Genomic DNA, 20296 nt, shown 5'->3' with positions numbered 1-20296 from the left:
TTATGATCCATTTCGAGAATGACCTTTTAGGACGAGACCGCGCGCCGCGAAAGAGGATTCCGGCGGCGCGGGCTTTCCGCGTGACCGGGCGGGCGCTTGAAATCCGCCCGCGCATCGTCAACATGGCGCGCCAGCGCAAGACAGGACGAACAGGGAGACCCCATGACTAAGACCGTCGACGTGAAAGCCGAAACCGCAACCCTTCTCGACAAGCTCGGCGTCGCGCGCGCCGCCTGGCAGGGCGGCGACATGGCCTCCTACAGCCCGGTGAGCGGCGAGGAGATCGCCAGGCTCAAGACCGTCTCCGCCGCCGAGGCCGGCAAGGCGATCGATGCCGCCCATGAAGCCTTCAAGGCCTGGCGCCTGGTGCCGGCGCCGAAGCGCGGCGAGCTGGTGCGCCTGCTCGGCGAGGAGCTGCGCGCCGCCAAGGCTGATCTCGGCCGCCTCGTCTCCATCGAGGCCGGCAAGATCGCCTCCGAGGGCCTCGGCGAGGTGCAGGAGATGATCGACATCTGCGATTTCGCCGTCGGCCTCTCCCGCCAGCTCTACGGCCTCACCATCGCCACCGAGCGCCCCGGCCACCGCATGATGGAGACCTGGCATCCGCTCGGCGTCGTCGGCATCATCTCGGCCTTCAACTTCCCGGTCGCCGTCTGGTCGTGGAACGCCGCGCTCGCGCTCGTCGCCGGCAACGCCATCGTCTGGAAGCCGTCGGAGAAGACGCCGCTCACCGCCCTCGCCTCCCAGGCGATCCTCGAACGCGCCATCGCCCGCTTCGGCGACGCGCCGGCAAACCTCTCCCAGGTGCTGGTCGGCGACCGCGCGATCGGCGAGGCGCTGGTCGACCATCCGAAGGTCGCGCTCGTCTCGGCCACCGGTTCGACCCGCATGGGCCGCGAGGTCGGCCCGCGGCTGGCAAAGCGCTTCGCCCGCTCGATCCTCGAGCTCGGCGGCAACAATGCCGGCATCGTCTGCCCCTCGGCCGACCTCGACATGGCGCTGCGCGCGATTGCCTTCGGCGCCATGGGCACCGCCGGCCAGCGCTGCACGACGCTGCGCCGCCTCTTCGTGCACGAGAGCGTCTACGGTGAGCTCGTGCCGCGCCTGAAGAAGGCCTACACGAGCGTCTCCGTCGGCAATCCGCTGGAAACCTCGGCGCTGGTCGGCCCGCTCGTCGACAGGCAGGCCTATGACGCCATGCAGAAGGCGCTGGAAGCGGCCAAGGCCGAGGGCGGCACCGTCACCGGCGGCGAGCGCGTCACCGACGCCGGCAAGGACACGGCCTATTACGTCAAGCCCGCCATCGTCGAGATGCCGAAGCAGGCCGGCCCGGTTCTGGAAGAGACCTTCGCGCCGATCCTCTACGTCATGAAGTATTCGGACTTCGACGCGGTGCTGGACGATCACAACGCGGTGGCCGCCGGCCTCTCCTCGTCGATCTTCACGCTGAACATGCAGGAGGCCGAGCGGTTCCTCTCGGCCGACGGCTCCGACTGCGGCATCGCCAATGTCAACATCGGCACCTCGGGCGCGGAGATCGGCGGCGCCTTCGGCGGCGAGAAGGAGACCGGCGGCGGCCGCGAATCCGGCTCAGACGCCTGGAAGGCCTATATGCGCCGCGCCACCAACACGGTGAACTATTCGAAGGCGCTGCCGCTCGCCCAGGGCGTCTCCTTCGATATTGAATAGGGCGACATCGAGTAGGCCACCATGACCATGGCACCGACAACAGAGGAGGCGGGCTTCCGGCCCGCCTCGCGCATCGCCTCCGTCGGGGTCTCGAAGATCCTGCAGATCGGCGCCCGCGCCGCCGCGATGAAGAGGGACGGCCTGCCGGTCATCGTGCTGGGCGCCGGCGAACCCGACTTCGACACGCCGGACAACGTCAAGGAGGCCGCCAAGGCGGCGATCGACCGCGGCGAGACGAAATACACGGCACTCGACGGCACGCCGGCGCTGAAGACGGCGGTCTGCGAGAAATTCCGCCGCGAGAACGGCATCGACTACGCGCTCGACGAGGTGACGGTCGCGACCGGCGCCAAGCAGATCCTCTTCAACGCCTTCATGGCGACGATCGACCCCGGCGACGAGGTGATCATCCCGACGCCCTACTGGACCTCCTATTCCGACATCGTCGAGATCTGCGGCGGCGTGCCGGTGCTGATCCCCTGCGATGCGGAAGCGGGCTTCCGCCTGAAGGCGGACCAGCTCGAACGGGCGATCACGCCGAGGACGCGCTGGGTGCTCCTCAATTCGCCGTCGAATCCCTCGGGGGCGGCCTACAGCGAGGCCGACTACCGGCCGCTCCTCGACGTGCTGCTGAGGCACCCCCATGTCTGGCTGATGGTCGACGACATGTACGAGCACATCGTCTATGACGGCTTCCGCTTCGTCACGCCCGTCGCCATCGAGCCGCGGCTGAAAAGCCGCACGCTGACGATCAACGGCGTCTCCAAGGCCTATGCGATGACCGGCTGGCGCATCGGCTATGCCGGCGGGCCGAAGGCGCTGATCAGGGCGATGGCGGTGATCCAGAGCCAGGCGACCTCCTGCCCCTCCTCCGTCAGCCAGGCGGCCTCCGTCGAGGCGCTCAATGGGCCTCAGGACTTTCTGGAAGAACGCCGGGAAAGCTTCCGGCGCCGCCGCGACCTCGTCGTCTCGGCGCTGAACGCCATACCGGGCATCACCTGCCGGGTGCCGGAGGGCGCCTTCTACACCTTCGCCGGCTGCGGCGGGGTGATCGGCAAGACGACGCCGAAGGGCAGGCGGATCGAGGCGGACGGCGATTTCACCGATTACCTGCTGGAGGAGGCGCATGTCGCCGTGGTGCCGGGCTCGGCCTTCGGCCTCTCGCCCTTTTTCCGCATCTCCTACGCCACGTCGGAAGCCGAGCTCAAGGAAGCGCTGAGGCGCATCGCCGAGGCCTGCACCCGGCTGTCGTGACCACCGGGCCGGAACGGAAAGAGGGGGGCTTCGAGCCCCCCATTTTTATTGACCGCGCCCTTGGTGGGCGTTCTCTCTTCCCCGCGGAGTGAGCCGCAGTCATGGCGACGCCCCGGCGGCAACCGGGGCGTCGAACGGGTTTCGGGAATCAGGCGGCGTGGGCGCCGCGCTGCTCCTGGGCGTAGTAGTGGCCGAAGCGGTTGGCGAGGAAGGCGGTCAGCGCGATCTCCTCCTGGCGCACGAAACCCTTGGCCCTGAGCGTCCCGTCGGCCAGCATGTCGAGCACGGCGCAGATCGAGCCGGCGGTGGTGATCTGGATCGCCGAATGCAGGCGGCCGGCGATCGGCGCGCTGTAGACCTTGTTGGCGTAGGTCTCCTGGATCAGGCGGCCGTCCTTGCGGCCCGAGACGGTGACGAAGATGATGACGACGTCCTGCGTGGTGGTCGGCAGCGCGTTCTCGAAGATGTCCTTCAGCACCTCGCGGCGGTGACGGAGCCCCAGATCGTTGAGCAGCGCCTTCATGATGGCGGCGTGGCCCGGATAGCGGATCGTCTTGTAGTTCAGCGTGCGGACCTTGCCCTTCAGCGATTCGCAGAGCGTGCCGAGGCCGCCCGAGGTGTTGAAGGCCTCGTAGGTGACGCCGTCGAGCGAGAACTCCTCGCGTTCCTCCAGCGCCGGCACCTCGATCAGCGCGCCCTCGACGATCGCCTCGCAGGGCTCGATATATTCGTTGATGACGCCGTCCGTGCTCCAGGTGAGATTGTAGTTGAGCGCATTCGACGGGTACTGCGGCAGCGCGCCGACGCGCATGCGCACGCTGTCGAGCGTGTCGAAGCGGCTGGCGAGGTCGTTGGCGACGATGGAGATGAAGCCCGGCGCAAGCCCGCACTGCGGGATGAAGGCGGTCTTGGCGTTCGCGGCGATCCGCTTGACCTGGCGGGTGGATTCGACGTCCTCGGTGAGGTCGAGATAGTGCACGCCGGCATCCGCCGCCGCCTCGGCGATGGCGACCGTCAGATGATAGGGGGCGGCCGAGAGCACGGCGAACTTGCCGGCAAGCAGCGTGCGCAGCGCGGCGCCGTCGGCGATGTCGACCATGGCGGTGGAGACGGCCGGATGGCTCTCGATCGCCGCAAGCTGCTCTTCGGCACGGTCGGCGACCGTGACGCGGTAGTCCCCGCTATGGGCGAGCAGGCGGGCGATGGTCGAGCCGATCTTGCCTGCGCCGATGACGACGATGTCCTTCATGTATGCTTCCTCCGGAATCGGGATGTGGGCCGGATTCTCCTCGCGAAGCCTGTCGATTTAAAGCGCCGTATCTGGCATAATGAGCGATCTCGATCGGCGAAACGACGACGGAAATGAACATATCGACGCTAGGCCCGAAGGACCGGGCGCTTCTGTCCATCCTCAGCGAGAACGCGCGCGCGCCGGTGGCGGAGATCGCCCGCAGGCTCGGCCTGTCGCGCACGACGGTGCAGGCGAAGATCGAGAGGCTGGAGCGCGACGGGGTGATCGCCGGCTACGGCGTCCGGCTTTCGGACGCCTACGAGAGCGGCATGGTGCGCGCGCATGTGCTGATCACCATCGCCCCGAAGACGCTCGCCCGCATCACGACGGAGCTGCACGCGATCTCCGCGGTGCGCACGCTCCATTCCGTCAGCGGCAGCTTCGACCTGATCGCCGTGGTGGAGGCCGCCTCCATCGCCGAGCTCGACCACCTGATCGACCGCATCGGCGCCATCGACGGCGTGGAGCGCACGCTGTCGTCGATCATCCTGTCGACGCGGATCAGGCGATAGGGCAGGACGCCGGAGGCGAATGGCTAGGCCGGCGCAAGGATTGCATGGCAGGTATCGGAAACAACCGTGGAGAGATATGCCATGACGACAATCGGATCGACGTCCTATTCCGCCTTCACCGGCCGCCATGCCGCGGAGCGGTCAAAATCCGGCTCCGATCTCGCCGGACAGGAAACCGCCTCGCTGACAAAGCCCCGGCCGGACAAGCTGGCAAGCCTGCTGGCCGAGCTGAAGGAGCTTCAGGGGCAACAGATGAAGATGTCAAACAAGGACTATCTCTTCGCCAGTCTTTCGCTGAAGGAGCAGATTTCCACCGAAAGGCTCAATGCGGGCGAAGACCTCGACGTGATCGGCGTGCGCTTCGAAGGCCGGGTCTTCAACCTCGCGGGCAAGGTGTTCGGCCCCGGCTCCCTGGATGCCGCCAGGATCCCCGACAGCGAGATGGTGCAGCTCGCAAGGCCCGGGGATAAACTGCGCAGCTATCTGGCGCAGCAACAGGCCGGCATCGATATCCAGGGCTGATCGCAAGGCGGCTGGCGCACCGGGACGTTCAGGCGATGAAGCGCTCCGGCCGGTAGGGGCCGATGTTGATCAGCGTGCGCTCGCCGAGCATCTTCTCCGCCAGCACGCGGCCGGTGACGGGGCCGAGCGTCATGCCGTGATGGGCATGGCCGAAGGCGAACCAGAGGCCGGCATGGCGCGGCGCCTTGCCGATGATCGGCATCATGTCCGGCGTGCAGGGACGCGCGCCCATCCACGGCTCCTCGTCGCGCCGCTCGGCGAGCGGGAAGAACTCGCGCGCCACCTTCTCCGCGCGGCGAAGCTGCACCGGCGTCTTGCGCGTGTCGCGCCTGGCGAATTCCGCCCCGGTGGTGAGCCGGATGCCGCGCAGCATCGGCGCGAGGAAATAGCCGCGCTCGGCGTCGAGCACCCAGTTGTTGAGCTGGGCGCCTTCTTCCGTTCCGTAATGCATGTGGTAGCCGCGCTTGACGGCGAGCGGGAAACGGTAGCCGAGCTTGCGCGTCACCGTGTCGGCCCAGGGACCGAGCGCCACGACGACGTCCTTGCCTTCCAGCGGACCCTCCGGCGTCGCCACGCGCCAGCCCTCGCCCTCCAGCACGTGCTCGATGGTCGCCGCGTCGCCGGACTTCAGCTCGCCGCCGAGCGACTGGAAATAGGCGAGGTAGCGCTTGAGCAGGCTCTGCGGGTCGCGGATCGACCACGGATCGGTCCAGCGCAGGCCGCCCGTGAGCTCCGCGCGGATATGCGGCTCGGCGCGCCTGATGTCCTCGGTCGTCAGCTTCTGGTGGCGCACGCCGAAATTGGCCGAGAGCCTCTCCGCATCCGCATAGGCGCTGTCCCGCTCCTTCTCCGTGCGAAAAACCTTCATCCAGCCGTCCTTGCGGATGAGGTCCTCGGCGCCGGAGGCGGCGATCAGGTCGGCGTGCTCGGTAATCGAGTTCTCGATCAGCGGCGCGTAGAGATGGGCGATGCTCTGGTGCTGGCGGAAGCCGGAATGCCACCAGTAGCGGGCGAGGAACGGGATGATGCCCGGGATCGCCGAAAGATGGTAATGCGCGTCGATCGTGTTGTTCAGCGCATAGCGGAACAGCGCGCCGAAATCGTGCGGGAAGCCGTAGGGAAAGACGCCCTCGCGCTGGATCAGCCCGGCATTGCCGTAGGACGTCTCCTCGGCCGGCCCGCGCCGGTCGACGAGCACGATCGACTTGCCGCGCCGCGCCAGATGGATCGCGGCCGAAATGCCGACCACGCCCGCGCCGAGAACGATGACATCCGTCTTCATGTGCCTGCCCCGATTGCGATTATTGCGAGCCGATCAATGCATGGCCGTCCGGGCAAGGCAATATGCCCGGCACGGCTTTCCGCCGGCCGCTCACTGCCCGGCGAGCCGCAGGAGGTTTTCGATGGCCGGCCGCTCGAAACCGCCGATGCCCTCGCGGATGTCGGCGTCGATGGCCGCGGCGACCGCGTCCTCGTCGCGCTTGCGCAGCGCCGCGATCGCCTCCTGGTGGCGGTCGACGAGATAGAGCTGCTCGACATGCTCCATGGCGATGCCGAGGAGCGGCCCGAGCTGCAGCCAGACGCTCTCCACCATCGGCATGATCACCTGCTCGGGATTGGCCGTGTAGAGCGTGCGGTGGAATTCCTGGTTGAGGAGCAGGGCGGTCGCCTTGTCCTTGCGGGCGATCGCATCGTCCTGCGCCCGGTCGATCTCCGCCAGCCGGTCGATTCGCCGCTCGGTGATGTGCGGCACGGCGCGGCGCGCGGCGTGCTGCTCCAGCACCGAGCGCAGCGAGATCAGCTCCAGGAAGCGGTCGGCCGTCATGCGCGGCACCATGATGCGCCGGTTGTCGAGCACACGTAGCGCCCCTTCCGAGGAGAGCCGCCGCAGCGCCTCGCGCACGGGCGTGGGACTCGACTCCATCGCCTCGGCGATGCCGCGGATCGTCAGCGATTCCCCCGGCCGGATCGACCCCACCATGATCGCCTGGCGGAGCCGGCGGTGCGCATATTCGTGGGTGGTCATGCCTTCCGGCCGGTCCAGCGGCTCCAGCGCCAAGTTGCCCAATCCGTTCCCTCCCGAAAGCGACCGCCCGGCTTCCTATACCGTCGTCCCGGTTTTAGCAGCTTGACCGACGACAAGAAAGTGTGCATATTTTCAAAATGTGATCACAAAAATAAACATGTGATATTCAGGCGGCGGGGACGCATGGCATTGAGCGACGATCCGAACTGGCTGGTCAATGCCGACGGCGTGGAGAGCATCCAGGCCGTCGTCTGCGACCTGAACGGCATCCTGCGCGGCAAGCGCGTGCCGGTGACCCAGGCCGAGAAGGTGCTGAAGGGCGGCATCCGCATGCCGCTGTCGATCGTCGGCGTCGACGTCTGGGGCGAGGACATCGTCGGCTCGAGCCACGTCTTCGCAAGCGGCGACATGGACGGCATCTGCAGCCCGACCGGCCGCGGCGCGCTGCCGATCAACTGGACGCTGAAGCCCTCGGCGGTCGTGCCGCTCTGGCTGTTCAAGGAATCGGGCGAGCCCTTCCTCGCCGACCCGCGCCAGGCGCTCGCGAATATCGTGCGCCAGTATCACGAGCTCGGCCTCAGGCCCGTCGTCGCCTCGGAAATGGAATTCTACCTGATCGACGCCGAGCCGGACCATGCCGAGCCGCCGATCTCGCCCTATACCGGCAAGCGGCTCGATTCCGACGCCATCCTCTCCATCGACGAGCTGGACGACTTCGGCGAGTTCTTCTCCGACGTCTATGCCGAATGCGAGCGGCAGAACGTGCCGGCCGATTCGGCCGTCGCCGAGAACGGCATCGGCCAGTTCGAGATCAACCTGATCCACTCCGACGATCCCCTGAAGGCCGCCGACGACGCGCTGTTCTTCAAGCGCATCATCAAGGGCGTGGCGCGCAAGCACGGCTTCGCCGCCACCTTCATGGCGAAACCCTACGGCATGCGCTCCGGCAGCGGCATGCACATGCATTTCTCCGTGATCGACGAGGACGGCAACAACGTCTTCGACAATGGCACGGCGGAGGGCTCGGAGGTGATGCTGAACGCGGTCGCCGGCCTCACCCGCGCCATGGCCGAATCGACGCTGCTCTTCGCCCCCCACTACAATTCCTACCGGCGGCTGCGCCCCGACACGCACGCGCCGACCTCGATCTCCTGGGGCTACGAGAACCGCACGGCGGCGATCCGCATTCCCGGCGGCAATCCCAAGGCGCGGCGCATCGAGCACCGCGTCGCCGGCGCCGACGCCAATCCCTATCTCGTCATGGCCGCCATCCTCGGCGCGGCCCTCGTCGGCATCCGCAACAAGTGGCAGCCGCCTGCCCCCGTCTCCGGCCGCGCCTATCTCTCGCAGCTTCCGCGCATCCCGAGCGAATGGGGCTCCGCCGTCACCCAGTTCGAGCACGGCGCGATCATGTCGGAGATCTTCGACCAGGACCTCCGCTCCATGCTGATCGCCTGCAAGCGGCAGGAGATCGCCAGCTTCGCCGAGCAGGTGACGGACTACGAATTCAGCGCCTATCTGGAAATCGTCTGATGAGCAGGACTGCATCCTACGCCGGCAACGGCGCCTATCCCGACAGCTACTATGCCGCCTCGCGCAACATCGTCCGCACCCCGAAGGTGCTGGAGGGTGCGGTGACGGCCGACGTCGCCGTGCTCGGCGCCGGCTATTCGGGCCTGTCGACCGCCATCCATCTCGCCGAGAAGGGCTACAAGGTCGCCGTCGTCGAGGGCGCCGGCGTCGGCTGGGGCGCCTCGGGGCGCAACGGCGGGCAGATCGTCAACGGCCTCAACGCCAGCCTCGACACCATCCGCCGCCGCTACGGCGAGGAGGCCGGCGCCTTCGTCGGCTCCCTGGTGCAGGAGGGCGGGAAGATCATCCGCCGCATCGTCTCGACCTACGGCATTAACTGCGACCTGAAGGACGGCAACATCTACGCCGCCTATACGCCCGCCCACATGCGCGAGCTGGAGCACAAGAAGGCGCTGTGGAAGCGCTACGGCATGGACGACCACCAGCTCCTCGACAAGGAAGCCATCCGCAAGCTCGTCAATACCGACGTCTATGCCGGCGGCATGCTCGACACGACGGGCGGCCATATGCACCCGCTGAACCTTACCCTCGGCGAGGCGGCGGCGCTCGAAAAGCTGGGCGGCACGGTCTACGAGCAGTCGCCCGCCGTCCGCGTCGAGCACGAGGCGGCAAAGCCGGTGATCCATACCGCCAAGGGCAGCGTGACGGCCAATGTGGTCGTTCTCTGCGGCAACGCCTATCTCGGCGACGTGGTGCCGAAGCTCGTCTCGCGCGTCATGCCGGTCTCCACGCAGATGATCGCCACCGAGCCGCTCGGGGCGGAGCGCGCCGACGCGCTGATCCCGAGCGACATGTGCGTGGAGGACGTGCGCTACATCCTCGACTATTTCCGGCTTTCGGCCGACAAGCGCATGATCTTCGGCGGCGGCACCGTCTACGGCGGCACCGATCCGGCGGACGTACGCGCAAAAATCCGGCCGAACATGGAGAAGGTCTTCCCCTCGCTCAAGGGCGTGAAGATCGATTACGCCTGGAGCGGCAATTTCGCGCTGTCCTTCTCGCGCGTGCCGCAGATGGGCAAGATCGGCAAAAATACCTATTTCGCCCACGGCTACAGCGGCCACGGCGTCACCGGCTCGCATCTCTACGGCAAGATCCTGAGCGAGGCGATCGACGGCGACCTCTCCCGCTTCAGCCAGTTCGAGAAGCTGCCCTGGATCCCCTTCCCGGGGGGCCGCATGTTCCGCGCGCAATATTCCACCATCGGCTCGTGGTGGTACCAGTTCAAGGACGCCTTCGGGCTGTGATAGCCCCTCATCCGCCTTCCGGCACCTTCTCCCCGGCGGGGAGAAGGAGGATTGCGGCGCCGATGGTTTTCCCCTTCTCCCCGGCGGGGAGAAGGCGGCCCGAAGGGCCGGATGAGGAGGTTTTCGTTTCAGCCCATCCGCTCGGAGGCGTAGGAGCCCGGGCTCGGCGGGAAGACGATGGTCTTGTTGCCGTTCATGAAGACGCGATGGTGGATGTGGGCGTGCACCGCGCGGGCGAGAACCTGGCTCTCCACGTCGCGGCCGATCGACACGTAGTCGTCCGCCGACTGCGCATGGGTGATGCGGGCGACGTCCTGCTCGATGATCGGGCCCTCGTCGAGGTCTTCCGTGACGTAGTGCGCCGTCGCGCCGATCAGCTTCACGCCGCGCTCGAACGCCTGCTTGTAGGGGTTGGCGCCCTTGAAGGACGGCAGGAACGAGTGGTGGATGTTGATGATCCGGCCCGACATCTTCTTGCAGACGGCATCCGACAGCACCTGCATGTAGCGGGCGAGCACGATCAGCTCGGCGCCGGACTGCTCGACCACTTCCATCAGCCGGGCCTCGGCCTGCGGCTTGTTCTCCTTCGTCACCTTGATGTGGTGGAAGGGGATGTCGTGGTTGACCACGACCTTTTGATAATCGAAGTGGTTGGAGACGACGCCGACGATGTCGATCGGCAGGGCGCCGATCTTCCAGCGGTAGAGCAGGTCGTTGAGGCAGTGGCCGAAGCGCGAGACCATCAGCAGCACCTTCATGCGCTCGTCGCTGTCGTTGAAACGGTAGGTCATGCCGAAGGGCTTGGCGACCGGGGCGAAGCCGGACTTGATCTCCTCCTCCGACACGCCCTCCTGGCTGAGGAAGGTCAGCCGCATGAAGAACAGGCCCGTCTCCAGGTCGTCGAACTGCGACGAGTCGGAGATGTAGCACCCCTTGTCGGCGAGGTAGCCGGTGATCGCGGCGACGATGCCGCGGGTCGATTGGCAGGATACGGTCAGGACGTGGCTTTTCATCGGTTCTGTCTCGCGTTCGGTCGATGCCCGGGGCGCGGCATCGTCGGGTCCCCTTTTTTCAGGCCGCCTGCGTCGGCGCAAGCCCCTGCAAGGCGCAGAAGCTACGACGGGCGCCATCCGGAATCCCTCCGGTTCGCGACATCCAATGCGTCGAAAATGCCAGGATGCGGCATCAGGACCCGAGCCAGCGGTCGACGCCCCGGGCCGCCGCCCGGCCCGTGGCGAAGCAGGCGGTCAGCAGATAGCCGCCCGTCGGCGCCTCCCAGTCGAGCATCTCGCCGGCGGCGAAGACGCCCGGCAGGGCTTTCAGCATGAAGTTCCCGTCCAGCTCGCAGAAGCGGATGCCGCCCGCGGACGAGATCGCCTCGGCGATCGGGCGGGGCCGGAGCACGGCGAGCGGCAGCGCCTTGACCGCCGCCGCGAGGCCCGGCGCGGCAAGCGCGGCCGCCTGCGGCAGGCATTCGCGCAGCAGCGCCGTCTTCACCGCATCGAGGCCCGCCGCCTTGCGCAGCCGGTTGGAGAAGCTCGCCTTGCCGGCCGGCCGCGCGAGGTCGCGGGCAAGGCGCGCCTCGCTGCGCCCCGGCGCGAGGTCGAGGAGGAGCGTTGCGGTTCCGTCCCGCTCCAGCGCGTCGCGCAGCGCCGCCGCATGGGCATAGACGAGGCTGCCCTCGACGCCGGTGCGCGTGACGACGAATTCGCCCGGGACCATGCCCGCCGCCGAGCGGGCCGTGACGGCCTTGACCGGCACGCCGGCGAAGCGTTCGGCGAAATGCGCGCTCCAGCCGACGTCGAAGCCGCAATTGGCGGGACGGAAGGGTGCGACGGCGACGCCCTTCTCCTCAAGCCGGCCGACCCAGGCGGCGTCGGAGCCGAGGCGCGGCCAGCTCGCGCCGCCGAGCGCCAGCAGCACGGCGTCGAAGGCGAAGGTGCGCGGCCCCTCCGGCGTCTCGATCGTAAGCCCCGCCGCGGAAAAGCCCGTCCAGCGATGGCGTGTAAGGATCGTGACCCCCTGGGCCTCCAGCGTTGCCCGCCAGGCCCGGAGCAGCGGCGAGGCCTTCATGACGGTCGGAAAGACCCGGCCGGAGCTGCCGACAAAGGTTTCCGTGCCGAGACCCTGCGCCCAGGCGCGAAGGTCCTCCGGCGTGAAGGCGTCAAGCGCGGCGCGCAGCCGCTCGCCGGCCGCACCGAAGCGGGTGACGAAGCGATCATAGGGCTCGGAATGGGTGAGGTTGAGGCCCGACTTGCCGGCGAGCAGGAATTTCCGCCCCACGGTCGGCATGGCCTCCAGCACCGTGACCGCATGGCCGAGCGCCGACAGCGCCTCCGCCGCCATCAGCCCGGCCGGCCCGCCGCCGACGATCCCGATCCTTCGCCCCGCCGCCATGCCGCCTCCGCGCTTCGAACCGTCCTGCCCTGTCCGGTTCCGCAGCGGCTGTCAAGGCGCGGGCGGTCTCAGCCCTCGGCGGGAAAGATCTTCCAGCGGGTCGGGCGGAAGCGGATCAGCGTGCCCGCCGTCGCGTCGGCGTCGAGCGGCACCTCGATCTCGACATGGTGCGGATCGGCCGGCGTGCCAATATCGAGGTCGGCAATGCGGGTGCCGGCGAGGCGCCGGCTGGTGGCCACCCGGCCTTCCAGCGCCGGGCCGCCGTCCGTCACCAGCGTCACGTCCTGCGGGCGGAAGAACAGCGTGCCCTCGCCCGAGCGGACGTCGCCGCCGCGCGGCGCGATGCCGAGCGGGACGTCGCGCAGGCGTACGGCGCCCTCCCCGACCGTGACCGGCAGGCTGGCGCTGTCGCCGATGAAGGAGAAGACGAAAGGCGAGTTCGGCCGGTCGTAGACGTCATCGGAGGAGCCGACCTGCTCGATCCGCCCCTGGCTCATCACCACCACCCGGTCGGCGAGCTCCAGCGCCTCCTCCTGGTCGTGGGTGACGAAGATCGTCGTGTGGCCGGTGCGGTCGTGGAAGGCGCGCAGCCAGCGGCGCAGCTCCTTCCTGACTTTCGCGTCGAGCGCGCCAAAAGGCTCGTCGAGCAGCAGCACCTTCGGCTCGATCGCCATGGCGCGGGCGAGCGCCACGCGCTGGCGCTGGCCCCCGGAGAGCTGGTTCGGGTAGCGCTTCTCCAGCCCCGAGAGCTGCACCATCTCCAGGAGCTCCTCGACGCGGCGGCGGATCTCCGCCTTGGGCGGACGCTCGCCGCGCGGCCGCACCTTGAGGCCGAAGGCGATGTTCTCGGCGACCGTCATGTGGCGGAAAAGCGCGTAGTGCTGGAAGACGAAGCCGACATGGCGCTCCTGCACCGTCTTCAGCGAGGCGTCCTCCGTGCCGAAGAAGATGCGCCCCAGCGTCGGCTGCTCCAGGCCGGCGATCAGCCGAAGCAGCGTCGTCTTGCCGGAGCCGGACGGGCCCAGCAGCGCGATCAGCTCGCCCGAGCGGATGTCGAGCGAGACGTCGTGCAGCGCCGGATAGCGGTCGAATTCCTTGCGGATCTTGGAAACCCTGACTTCCATTCAGGCATGCCTTTCAGTGCTTGCGGCCGGCGGCGATGTCCGCGCCGTAGCGGAGTTCGAGAAGCGTCTTGACGACCAGCGTGACGAGCGCGAGCCCGGCCAGCAGCGACGCGACGGCGAAGGCGGCAACGAAATTGTACTCGTTGTAGAGGATTTCCACATGCAGCGGCATGGTGTTGGTGAGGCCGCGGATATGGCCGGAGACCACCGAGACCGCCCCGAACTCCCCCATCGCGCGGGCGTTGCAGAGAAGCACGCCGTAGAGCAGGCCCCACTTGATGTTGGGCAGCGTCACGTAGCGGAACGTCTGCCAGCCCGTCGCGCCGAGGGAAAGGGCCGCCTCCTCGTCGCCGTTGCCCTGTTCCTGCATCAGCGGGATCAGCTCGCGCGCGACGAAGGGGAAGGTGACGAAGATCGTGGCGAGCACGATGCCGGGCACGGCGAAGAGCACCTCGATGCCGTGGCTCTTCAGCCATGGCCCGAGCGCGCTGCCCGCGCCGAACAGGAGCACGTAGACGAGGCCGGAGATCACCGGCGAGACCGAGAAGGGCAGGTCGATCAGCGTGGTCAGGAACGCCTTGCCCTTGAACTCGAACTTGGCGATCGCCCAGGCGGCGGCAACGCCGAAGACGAGGTTGAGCGGCACCGAGATGCCCGCGACGATCAGCGTCAGCCGGATCGCCGCCAGCGTGTCGGGCTCGCCGAGCGCGGCGATGAACTCGCCGGTGCCCTTGCGGAAGGCCTCGATGAACACCGCCGCAAGCGGCAGCAGCAGGAACAGCGCCAGGAACAGGAGGGCGAGCGCCATCAGCGCATAGCGGGCGGCCGGCGCCTCGGTGGTCGGCGAGCGCAGCCGGCGGGAGGGAACGTCATGCGCCATGACCGTACCTCCTGCGGCTCCAGGCCTGGATGAGGTTGATGACCAGCAGCATCAGGAAGGCGATCGACAGCATGATCGTGGCGATCGCGGTCGCGGCCGCATAGTTGAACTCCTCCAGGCGGATGACGATCAGCAGCGGCGCGATCTCCGAGACGTAGGGGATATTGCCGGCGATGAAGATGACCGAGCCGTATTCGCCGACGCCGCGGGCGAAGGCGAGCGAGAAGCCGGTGAGGATCGCCGGCGCCAGGCCCGGCAGCAGCACGCGGAACACGGTCTGGAAGCGGTTCGCGCCGAGCGTGGCGGCCGCCTCCTCCACCTCGCGGTCGATCTCCTCCATCACCGGCTGCACCGTGCGCACCACGAAGGGCAGGCCGATGAAGACCAGCGCGATGACGATGCCCGTGGGGTTGAAGGCCGCCTTGACGCCGATATATCCGAGCAGCCGGCCGATCCAGCCGTTCGGCGCGTAGAGCGCCGCAAGCGCGATGCCGGCCACCGCCGTCGGCAGCGCGAAGGGCAGGTCGACCACCGCGTCGATGATGCGCCGGCCGGGAAACTCATAGCGCACGATGACCCAGGCGACGATCACCCCGAACACGACGTTGATGAAGGCCGCCGCCAGCGCGGTGCCGAAGCTCACCTTCAGCGCATTGAGCGTGCGCTCGTCGGTCAGGATGGACAGGAATTCGCTGCCCGACAGCGAGGCGGTGCGCCACAGCAGGCCGGACAGCGGGATGAGGATGATGAGCGTGAGATAGGCGAGCGAGAAGCCGAGCGTCAGTCCGAAACCCGGAATGACGCTCGGCTGTCTCAGTCGCCACCGCACGGAGGCAGCGGCAGGTGTCGTCAAGGGCGTCAGTTCCCCGGCTTGTAGAGCTGATCGAAGACGCCGCCGTCGCCGAAGTGCTCGGGCTGCGCCTTCGCCCAGCCGCCGAACAGCGGATCGTCGATCGTCACCAGCTTAATATCGGGAAGCTGCTGCAACAACTCGGGCTTGACCACATCGCGCTTCGACGGGCGGTAGAAGTGCTTGGCGGCGATGTTCTGGCCCTCGTCCGAATAAAGATAGTTGAGGTAGGCCTCCGCCTGCTTGCGCGTGCCCTTGGCGTCGACGTTGCCGTCGACCACCGTGACCGGCGGCTCGGCGAGGATGGAGATCGGCGGGGCGACGATGTCGAAGGCGTCTTCGCCGAATTCGGCACCGGCGAGATAGGCCTCGTTCTCCCAGGCGAGCAGCACGTCGCCGATCTGGCGCTGCGCGAAGGTCGTGAGCGACCCGCGCGCACCCGTGTCGAGCACCGGCGCCCGCTTGAACAGCTCGGCGATATAGGCCTTGATCTTCTCCTGGTCGCCGGAGAATTCCTCGTTCGCCCAAGCCCAGGCGGCGAGATAGTTCCAGCGCGCGCCGCCGGACGTCTTCGGGTTCGGCGTCACGATCTGCACGTCGCCCTTCACCAGGTCGCCCCAGTTCTGGATGCCCTTCGGGTTGCCCTTGCGCACCAGGAAGACGATCGTCGACGTGTAGGGCGCCGAATTGTTCGGCAGCCGGCCGCGCCAGTCCTTGGCGATCTTGCCGGTGTTCTCGACGATCGCGTCGATGTCGCTTTCGAGCGCCAGCGTCACCACGTCGGCCTCCAGCCCGTCGATCACCGCGCGCGCCTGCTTGCCGGAGCCGCCATGCGACTGCTGGATCGTCACGTCCTCGCCCGTCTCGGCCTTCCAGTGCGCCGCGAAGGCCTCGTTGAAGTCCTTGTAGAGCTCCCGCGTCGGGTCGTAGGACACGTTCAGAAGCGTCGTCTGCGCAAGCGCGCCCGAAACCCCGCCGAAAACCAGTCCGACGCCGAGCAAAGCCGCGCCCAATCGTCTCGCCACCATAGACATGTCGACCTCCTCGATCTCTGAAGTTAGAGAAACCCTATTGAATTAGTAGAGTTAGTCAACGCTCAAAAACGAGACTGCAAAACAAGTTCCCGACACGGCACGCCGACAAAACTTCACGGTCGTGGCAGGCGGGAAGGACAAAACTCCGCGACCGGGGACGCGGGGGTTCGGAGAAAAATTATTCCGCGCCAACGCCGCATTTCCCGTCGCAAACAGACTTTTCGCGAGGAAATTATAAAAAACGCCCGGACGAATCCGGGCGCTCTCGTTTCTCCGTCCGGCGCGGCGCGATCAGCCGAGGTTGCCCCAGCTCTTCAGCGACACCCAGGTCTTGCGGTCGAGCCGGTACCATTCGACGGGGACCATGCCGCCGACGGCGAGGCTCTGCACCATGCCGGTCGCCTGGAACTGGAAGCCGCACTTCTGGATGACGCGGCGCGAAGCGATGTTCATGACGCGGCAGCGCGCGTCGATCTGCTCGACGTCGCGGGTGCGGAAGACCATGTCGGTGACGGCCTGGGCCGCCTCCGTCGCATAGCCCCTGTTCCAGTAGGGCTCGCCGAGCCAGTAGCCGAGCTCGACCGTGCGCTCGTCCTGCGGCTCGATCCCGCAGCAGCCGAGGAAGGCGCCGTTGTCGGCTTTCGTGATGGCATAGACGCACTTGCCGATCGCGCCGTCGCGCGTGCGTCGCACGAAATCGGCGGCGTCCGCCACCGTGTAGGGGTGCGGCATGCGGGCGACCATGTTGGCGATGTTGGCATTGTTGGCGAGATGGGCAAGGGCGTCGATGTCGTCTTCGTGCGGGGCTCTGAGAACGAGCCTTTGCGACAACAATATCGGGCAATCGGTCCTCGACCGCTCCGGCCTCGGCCTGTCCTGGGGAGACCGGGATTGGCCCTCCCGCATCAATTCCATCTGCATGGTTCAGTCCTCCGAATGAGAAAGGGGAGACAAGGTCTTGCCTCATCTCCCCTTCTTCGTCAGGTCTGAACCTAAAGCGCCAGCCGGGTCGATGAGACGCCGGCTGTTTTAGAGCGCTACCGGCTTATTCCGCTGCTTCCGCTTTCGGCATGACGGACACGTAGGTGCGGCCGTTCGCCTTCGTACGGAAATTCACGTTGCCGGCCGTGAGCGCAAAGATCGTGTGATCCTTGCCGAGGCCGACATTGGCGCCGGGATGCCACTGCGTGCCGCGCTGGCGCACGATGATGTTGCCGGCGATGACGGCTTCGCCGCCGAATTTCTTCACGCCAAGGCGCTTGGACTGGGAATCGCGACCGTTGCGCGAGGAACCGCCAGCTTTCTTGTGTGCCATGGGAGTTCTCCTTTACCTGTCCTTGAACGTTATTCGGCGGCTTCCGCGGCGGCTTCGGACTTCTTGGAAGCCTTCTTGGCCTTGCCGCCGGCTGCCGCGATGTCGACGATGCGGACAGTCGTGTTGTGCTGGCGATGGCCGCGCGAACGCTTGGAGTTCTGGCGGCGGCGCTTCTTGAAGGCGATGACCTTCTTGGCGCGGCCGTGCTCGACGACTTCCGCGGTCACGACGGCGCCTTCGACGAAGGGCGCACCGATCGTGGCATCGGCGCCGACGCCGACCATCAGCACTTCGGTGAATTCGATCTTTTCGCCGGCGTCGCCGGTCAGCCGCTCGACCGTCAGAACGTCGTTGGCGGCCACGCGGTACTGCTTACCGCCGGTCTTGATGACTGCGAACATCTTTTGTCCTTTCATGTTCGGTCCGGCTCTTGACCCCGGAGGGGCACGGCCGTCTTTTTGTCAGTCGCTGCAGGAAGCGGCGCATGGAGCGCCGCCGCTTGAAACCCCGCGCATCGCGCAAGGAACCGTTCCGGCACGGAAAAGTCCCATGCCACGGCACCGTGCCCAATAGGCGAAGCCGCAGAAACTGTCAAGCGGCCCCGCGCCGCCCGTCACGAAATAGACGAACATTCCGCCCGCCGCCCCTTGCAAGCCAGCCCGGCAGCCGCTATGTAGCGCCCGCGCTCGACGAGCGCCGACCGACGATGCGGAGAGGTGGCAGAGTGGTCGAATGCACCGCACTCGAAATGCGGCATACCTGCAAGGGTATCGTGGGTTCGAATCCCACCCTCTCCGCCATTCCCTCCAAACAGCGTTGAAATTGCTTAACTAGCTGAGCTTCAGGGACCTTTAACCGCCAGAGTGGTACACAAAGGCGGTACACATGGTCCTGAGAATGACACGCCCTACAAAGCACCCCAAAACTGGCATTTACCAGTTCCGCCAACGCGTCCCGCAGCATCTGATTCCTCTTGTCGGAATGCCGTATGTGAAGAAGAGCCTCGGCACCCGCGACCCGCAGGAGGCCGTAATCGCGCATGCTCAAATACTGGTCGAAGTCGAATCCCGATGGCGGCAGTTATCGGCAGGGGTGATCTCCCTGTCGCAGAAACAGGCTGTTGCTATGTCTGGGCAAATCTATCGGAGCATGGTCGAGGAGAACGAAGACAACCCAGGTGCCCCCTCTTCTCGAAAAGCGTCTCTGATGAGCGACTACCTTCACCTCCGTCCAGAGAAGGTCAAGGTCATCCCTATCTCCAGGAATGCGGAGCTCGTCGAGCGGATTTTGCATGCGACGAAGACGCTCCGCAACGACAAGGCCATCAATGCCTACCTCGATCGCCATGGGTATCGCATCGATGCCGCCAGCATGGAGTTGTTACGCAAAGCGGTGGCCGAAGCCATTCTCCAGGCCAAGGAGCATCTTCTGAAGCTTTCCGAGGGCGACTATCGGCCAGACCCGGATGCCAACCGCTTCCCAGAACTCGACCTGGCTCCTAAAAAAGACAGCAAGGAGAACCTGGGGAATTTCGCGCTCTTGACCGTCTTCGAGAAATACGCCGCCGAGAAAGCAGTCAAACATGCGACATATAAGAAGTGGAAGCCGATTATCGCCAAGGTGGCGGAGGAGGTGCCCGACATTCGCGATCTGACACGCGAATGGGTGATTGACTGGAAGGATCGGCTTGTGGCGAGGGGCCTGGATCACGGGCACATAAAAAATAGCTACCTTGCCTGCCTCAAGGCCACTTGCAATTGGGGTAAGGGGAATGGGCGGATAGCTGTCAATCCCGTTGATGATGTAGTGGTCGCCATCCCTAAGAAAAGCAAAGTCCGGAACAAATGGTTCACGGCCGGAGAAGTCCGCACGATCCTTATCGGTACCACGGCTGAACCACCCAAGCGGCTCTCCGAGGAAAATAAGGCTGCGCGACGATGGATTCCCTGGTTGTGCGCCTACACCGGCGCGCGCGTTGGCGAAATCACACAGTTGCGCAAACAGGATATCATCAAGGAAGAAGGCCATTGGCTTATTAGGATTACGCCAGAGGCGGGGTCGACCAAAGACTCGAAAGCCCGATTTGTGGCGATCCACCCGCATTTGATCGAGCAAGGCTTCCTGGCATTCGTGCAGTCGAAGAAGATCGGCCCTCTATTCTACGACCCGGCCCGATACCGTGGCGGCAAGGACGGAAACCCGCAATACAAAAAGGTCGGAGAGCGACTTGCCGCATGGATTCGCGAGCTCGGCGTTGATGATGAGAATATTTCCCCGAACCATGCGTGGCGGCATCTCTTCAAGACGAAAGCACGCGGTGTTTACATGGATGTAGGCGCGCGCGATTACATGCAAGGCCATGTTCCTGCAACGGAAGGCGAAGCCTATGGCGGTTTCGAGCCGCATGTACTTGCGCATGAGATATCGAAGCTTCCGAAGTTTACGCTGGAGTAACCGACTACTATAGATCGCTGTGGCGACAAAATCGTGTCGCCACCATAGGCCCTCCACCGTACTACATCGTAGCGAATATTCGGCGCTTGACGCCGACGTGGTATCACC

General features: G+C 66.2%; 19 protein-coding genes and 1 tRNA gene. 8 read left to right on the top strand and 12 right to left on the bottom strand.

The genetic code is table 11. The features are described 5' to 3' along the window. Positions 1-162: 162 nt before the first annotated feature. Positions 163-1689, top strand: a complete 1527-nt coding sequence (amaB, locus tag NNZ72_RS03610; RefSeq protein ID WP_257312850.1) for an L-piperidine-6-carboxylate dehydrogenase — start codon at positions 163-165, stop codon at positions 1687-1689. A gap of 21 nt (positions 1690-1710) precedes the next feature. After that, positions 1711-2943 carry a pyridoxal phosphate-dependent aminotransferase gene (locus tag NNZ72_RS03605; protein WP_257312847.1) on the top strand — a complete coding sequence of 411 codons (1233 nt, stop codon included), beginning with the start codon at positions 1711-1713 and terminating at the stop codon, positions 2941-2943. 148 nt (positions 2944-3091) lie between these two features. On the opposite strand, the gene NNZ72_RS03600 is transcribed toward NNZ72_RS03605, so the two are convergent. Next, positions 3092-4192, bottom strand: coding sequence for a saccharopine dehydrogenase family protein (locus NNZ72_RS03600; protein WP_257312844.1), 1101 nt, complete (start codon positions 4190-4192; stop codon positions 3092-3094). Between the two features lie 113 nt (positions 4193-4305). On the opposite strand from NNZ72_RS03600, the gene NNZ72_RS03595 reads away from it, so the two are divergent. Together NNZ72_RS03595 and NNZ72_RS03590 are read left to right on the top strand one after the other, a co-directional pair. Then, positions 4306-4746: an Lrp/AsnC family transcriptional regulator gene (locus tag NNZ72_RS03595; RefSeq protein ID WP_257312842.1), complete on the top strand. Its 441-nt coding sequence runs from the start codon at positions 4306-4308 to the stop codon at positions 4744-4746. 81 nt (positions 4747-4827) lie between these two features. Further along, on the top strand, positions 4828-5268 hold the full coding sequence (locus NNZ72_RS03590) for a hypothetical protein (protein ID WP_257312839.1): 441 nt from the start codon (positions 4828-4830) through the stop codon (positions 5266-5268). Positions 5269-5296: 28 nt separating this feature from the next. Here NNZ72_RS03590 and NNZ72_RS03585 read toward each other — a convergent pair whose 3' ends face one another. Further along, on the bottom strand, positions 5297-6550 hold the full coding sequence (locus NNZ72_RS03585; protein WP_257312836.1) for an NAD(P)/FAD-dependent oxidoreductase: 1254 nt from the start codon (positions 6548-6550) through the stop codon (positions 5297-5299). Between the two features lie 90 nt (positions 6551-6640). Further along, positions 6641-7294 carry a GntR family transcriptional regulator gene (locus tag NNZ72_RS03580; protein ID WP_257313117.1) on the bottom strand — a complete coding sequence of 218 codons (654 nt, stop codon included), beginning with the start codon at positions 7292-7294 and terminating at the stop codon, positions 6641-6643. Between the two features lie 183 nt (positions 7295-7477). Here NNZ72_RS03580 and NNZ72_RS03575 point away from each other — a divergent pair, with 183 nt between their 5' ends. Together NNZ72_RS03575 and NNZ72_RS03570 are read left to right on the top strand one after the other, a co-directional pair. Next, positions 7478-8827, top strand: a complete 1350-nt coding sequence (locus NNZ72_RS03575; RefSeq protein WP_257312833.1) for a glutamine synthetase family protein — start codon at positions 7478-7480, stop codon at positions 8825-8827. Continuing rightward, positions 8827-10134 (top strand): NAD(P)/FAD-dependent oxidoreductase, encoded by a 1308-nt coding sequence (locus NNZ72_RS03570; RefSeq protein ID WP_371747688.1) that lies wholly within the window; start codon positions 8827-8829, stop codon positions 10132-10134. The genes NNZ72_RS03575 and NNZ72_RS03570 overlap by 1 nt, the downstream gene beginning before the upstream one ends. A gap of 128 nt (positions 10135-10262) precedes the next feature. On the opposite strand, the gene purU is transcribed toward NNZ72_RS03570, so the two are convergent. The 9 genes from purU to rplU all read right to left on the bottom strand — a co-directional run bounded on the left by purU (position 10263) and on the right by rplU (position 18135). Beyond that, positions 10263-11147: a formyltetrahydrofolate deformylase gene (gene purU / locus NNZ72_RS03565; RefSeq protein ID WP_257312832.1), complete on the bottom strand. Its 885-nt coding sequence runs from the start codon at positions 11145-11147 to the stop codon at positions 10263-10265. Positions 11148-11319: 172 nt separating this feature from the next. Continuing rightward, on the bottom strand, positions 11320-12531 hold the full coding sequence (locus NNZ72_RS03560; RefSeq protein ID WP_257312828.1) for a TIGR03862 family flavoprotein: 1212 nt from the start codon (positions 12529-12531) through the stop codon (positions 11320-11322). A gap of 68 nt (positions 12532-12599) precedes the next feature. Beyond that, complete coding sequence (locus tag NNZ72_RS03555; protein WP_257312824.1) at positions 12600-13655, bottom strand: sulfate/molybdate ABC transporter ATP-binding protein; 1056 nt, start codon at positions 13653-13655, stop codon at positions 12600-12602. A gap of 13 nt (positions 13656-13668) precedes the next feature. Beyond that, complete coding sequence (gene cysW, locus NNZ72_RS03550) at positions 13669-14535, bottom strand: sulfate ABC transporter permease subunit CysW (protein ID WP_257312821.1); 867 nt, start codon at positions 14533-14535, stop codon at positions 13669-13671. Further along, positions 14525-15388, bottom strand: coding sequence for a sulfate ABC transporter permease subunit CysT (cysT, locus tag NNZ72_RS03545; protein ID WP_257312819.1), 864 nt, complete (start codon positions 15386-15388; stop codon positions 14525-14527). Before cysT ends, cysW begins: the two co-directional genes overlap by 11 nt. 5 nt (positions 15389-15393) lie before the next feature. Next, positions 15394-16419: a sulfate ABC transporter substrate-binding protein gene (locus NNZ72_RS03540; RefSeq protein WP_257312816.1), complete on the bottom strand. Its 1026-nt coding sequence runs from the start codon at positions 16417-16419 to the stop codon at positions 15394-15396. A gap of 291 nt (positions 16420-16710) precedes the next feature. Further along, positions 16711-17340: a GNAT family N-acetyltransferase gene (locus NNZ72_RS03535; RefSeq protein ID WP_257312813.1), complete on the bottom strand. Its 630-nt coding sequence runs from the start codon at positions 17338-17340 to the stop codon at positions 16711-16713. A gap of 124 nt (positions 17341-17464) precedes the next feature. Then, positions 17465-17734, bottom strand: coding sequence for a 50S ribosomal protein L27 (gene rpmA / locus NNZ72_RS03530; protein WP_257312809.1), 270 nt, complete (start codon positions 17732-17734; stop codon positions 17465-17467). A 29-nt stretch (positions 17735-17763) separates the two neighbouring features. Continuing rightward, entirely contained in the window at positions 17764-18135 is a 372-nt protein-coding gene (rplU, locus tag NNZ72_RS03525; RefSeq protein ID WP_257312807.1) for a 50S ribosomal protein L21, read from the bottom strand. 309 nt (positions 18136-18444) lie between these two features. Between rplU and NNZ72_RS03520 the strand changes: the two genes are divergently transcribed. After that, a tRNA-Ser gene (locus NNZ72_RS03520) sits at positions 18445-18534 on the top strand. An 85-nt stretch (positions 18535-18619) separates the two neighbouring features. Next, positions 18620-20188 (top strand): DUF6538 domain-containing protein, encoded by a 1569-nt coding sequence (locus tag NNZ72_RS03515; protein WP_306766170.1) that lies wholly within the window; start codon positions 18620-18622, stop codon positions 20186-20188. Positions 20189-20296: the final 108 nt, after the last annotated feature.

The sequence above is a fragment of the Shinella pollutisoli genome (genome assembly GCF_024609765.1).
Lineage (GTDB): Bacteria > Pseudomonadota > Alphaproteobacteria > Rhizobiales > Rhizobiaceae > Shinella > Shinella pollutisoli.
The sequence above is the reverse complement of the archived record's forward strand: the minus strand, read 5'-3'. Positions and strand labels throughout refer to the sequence as shown.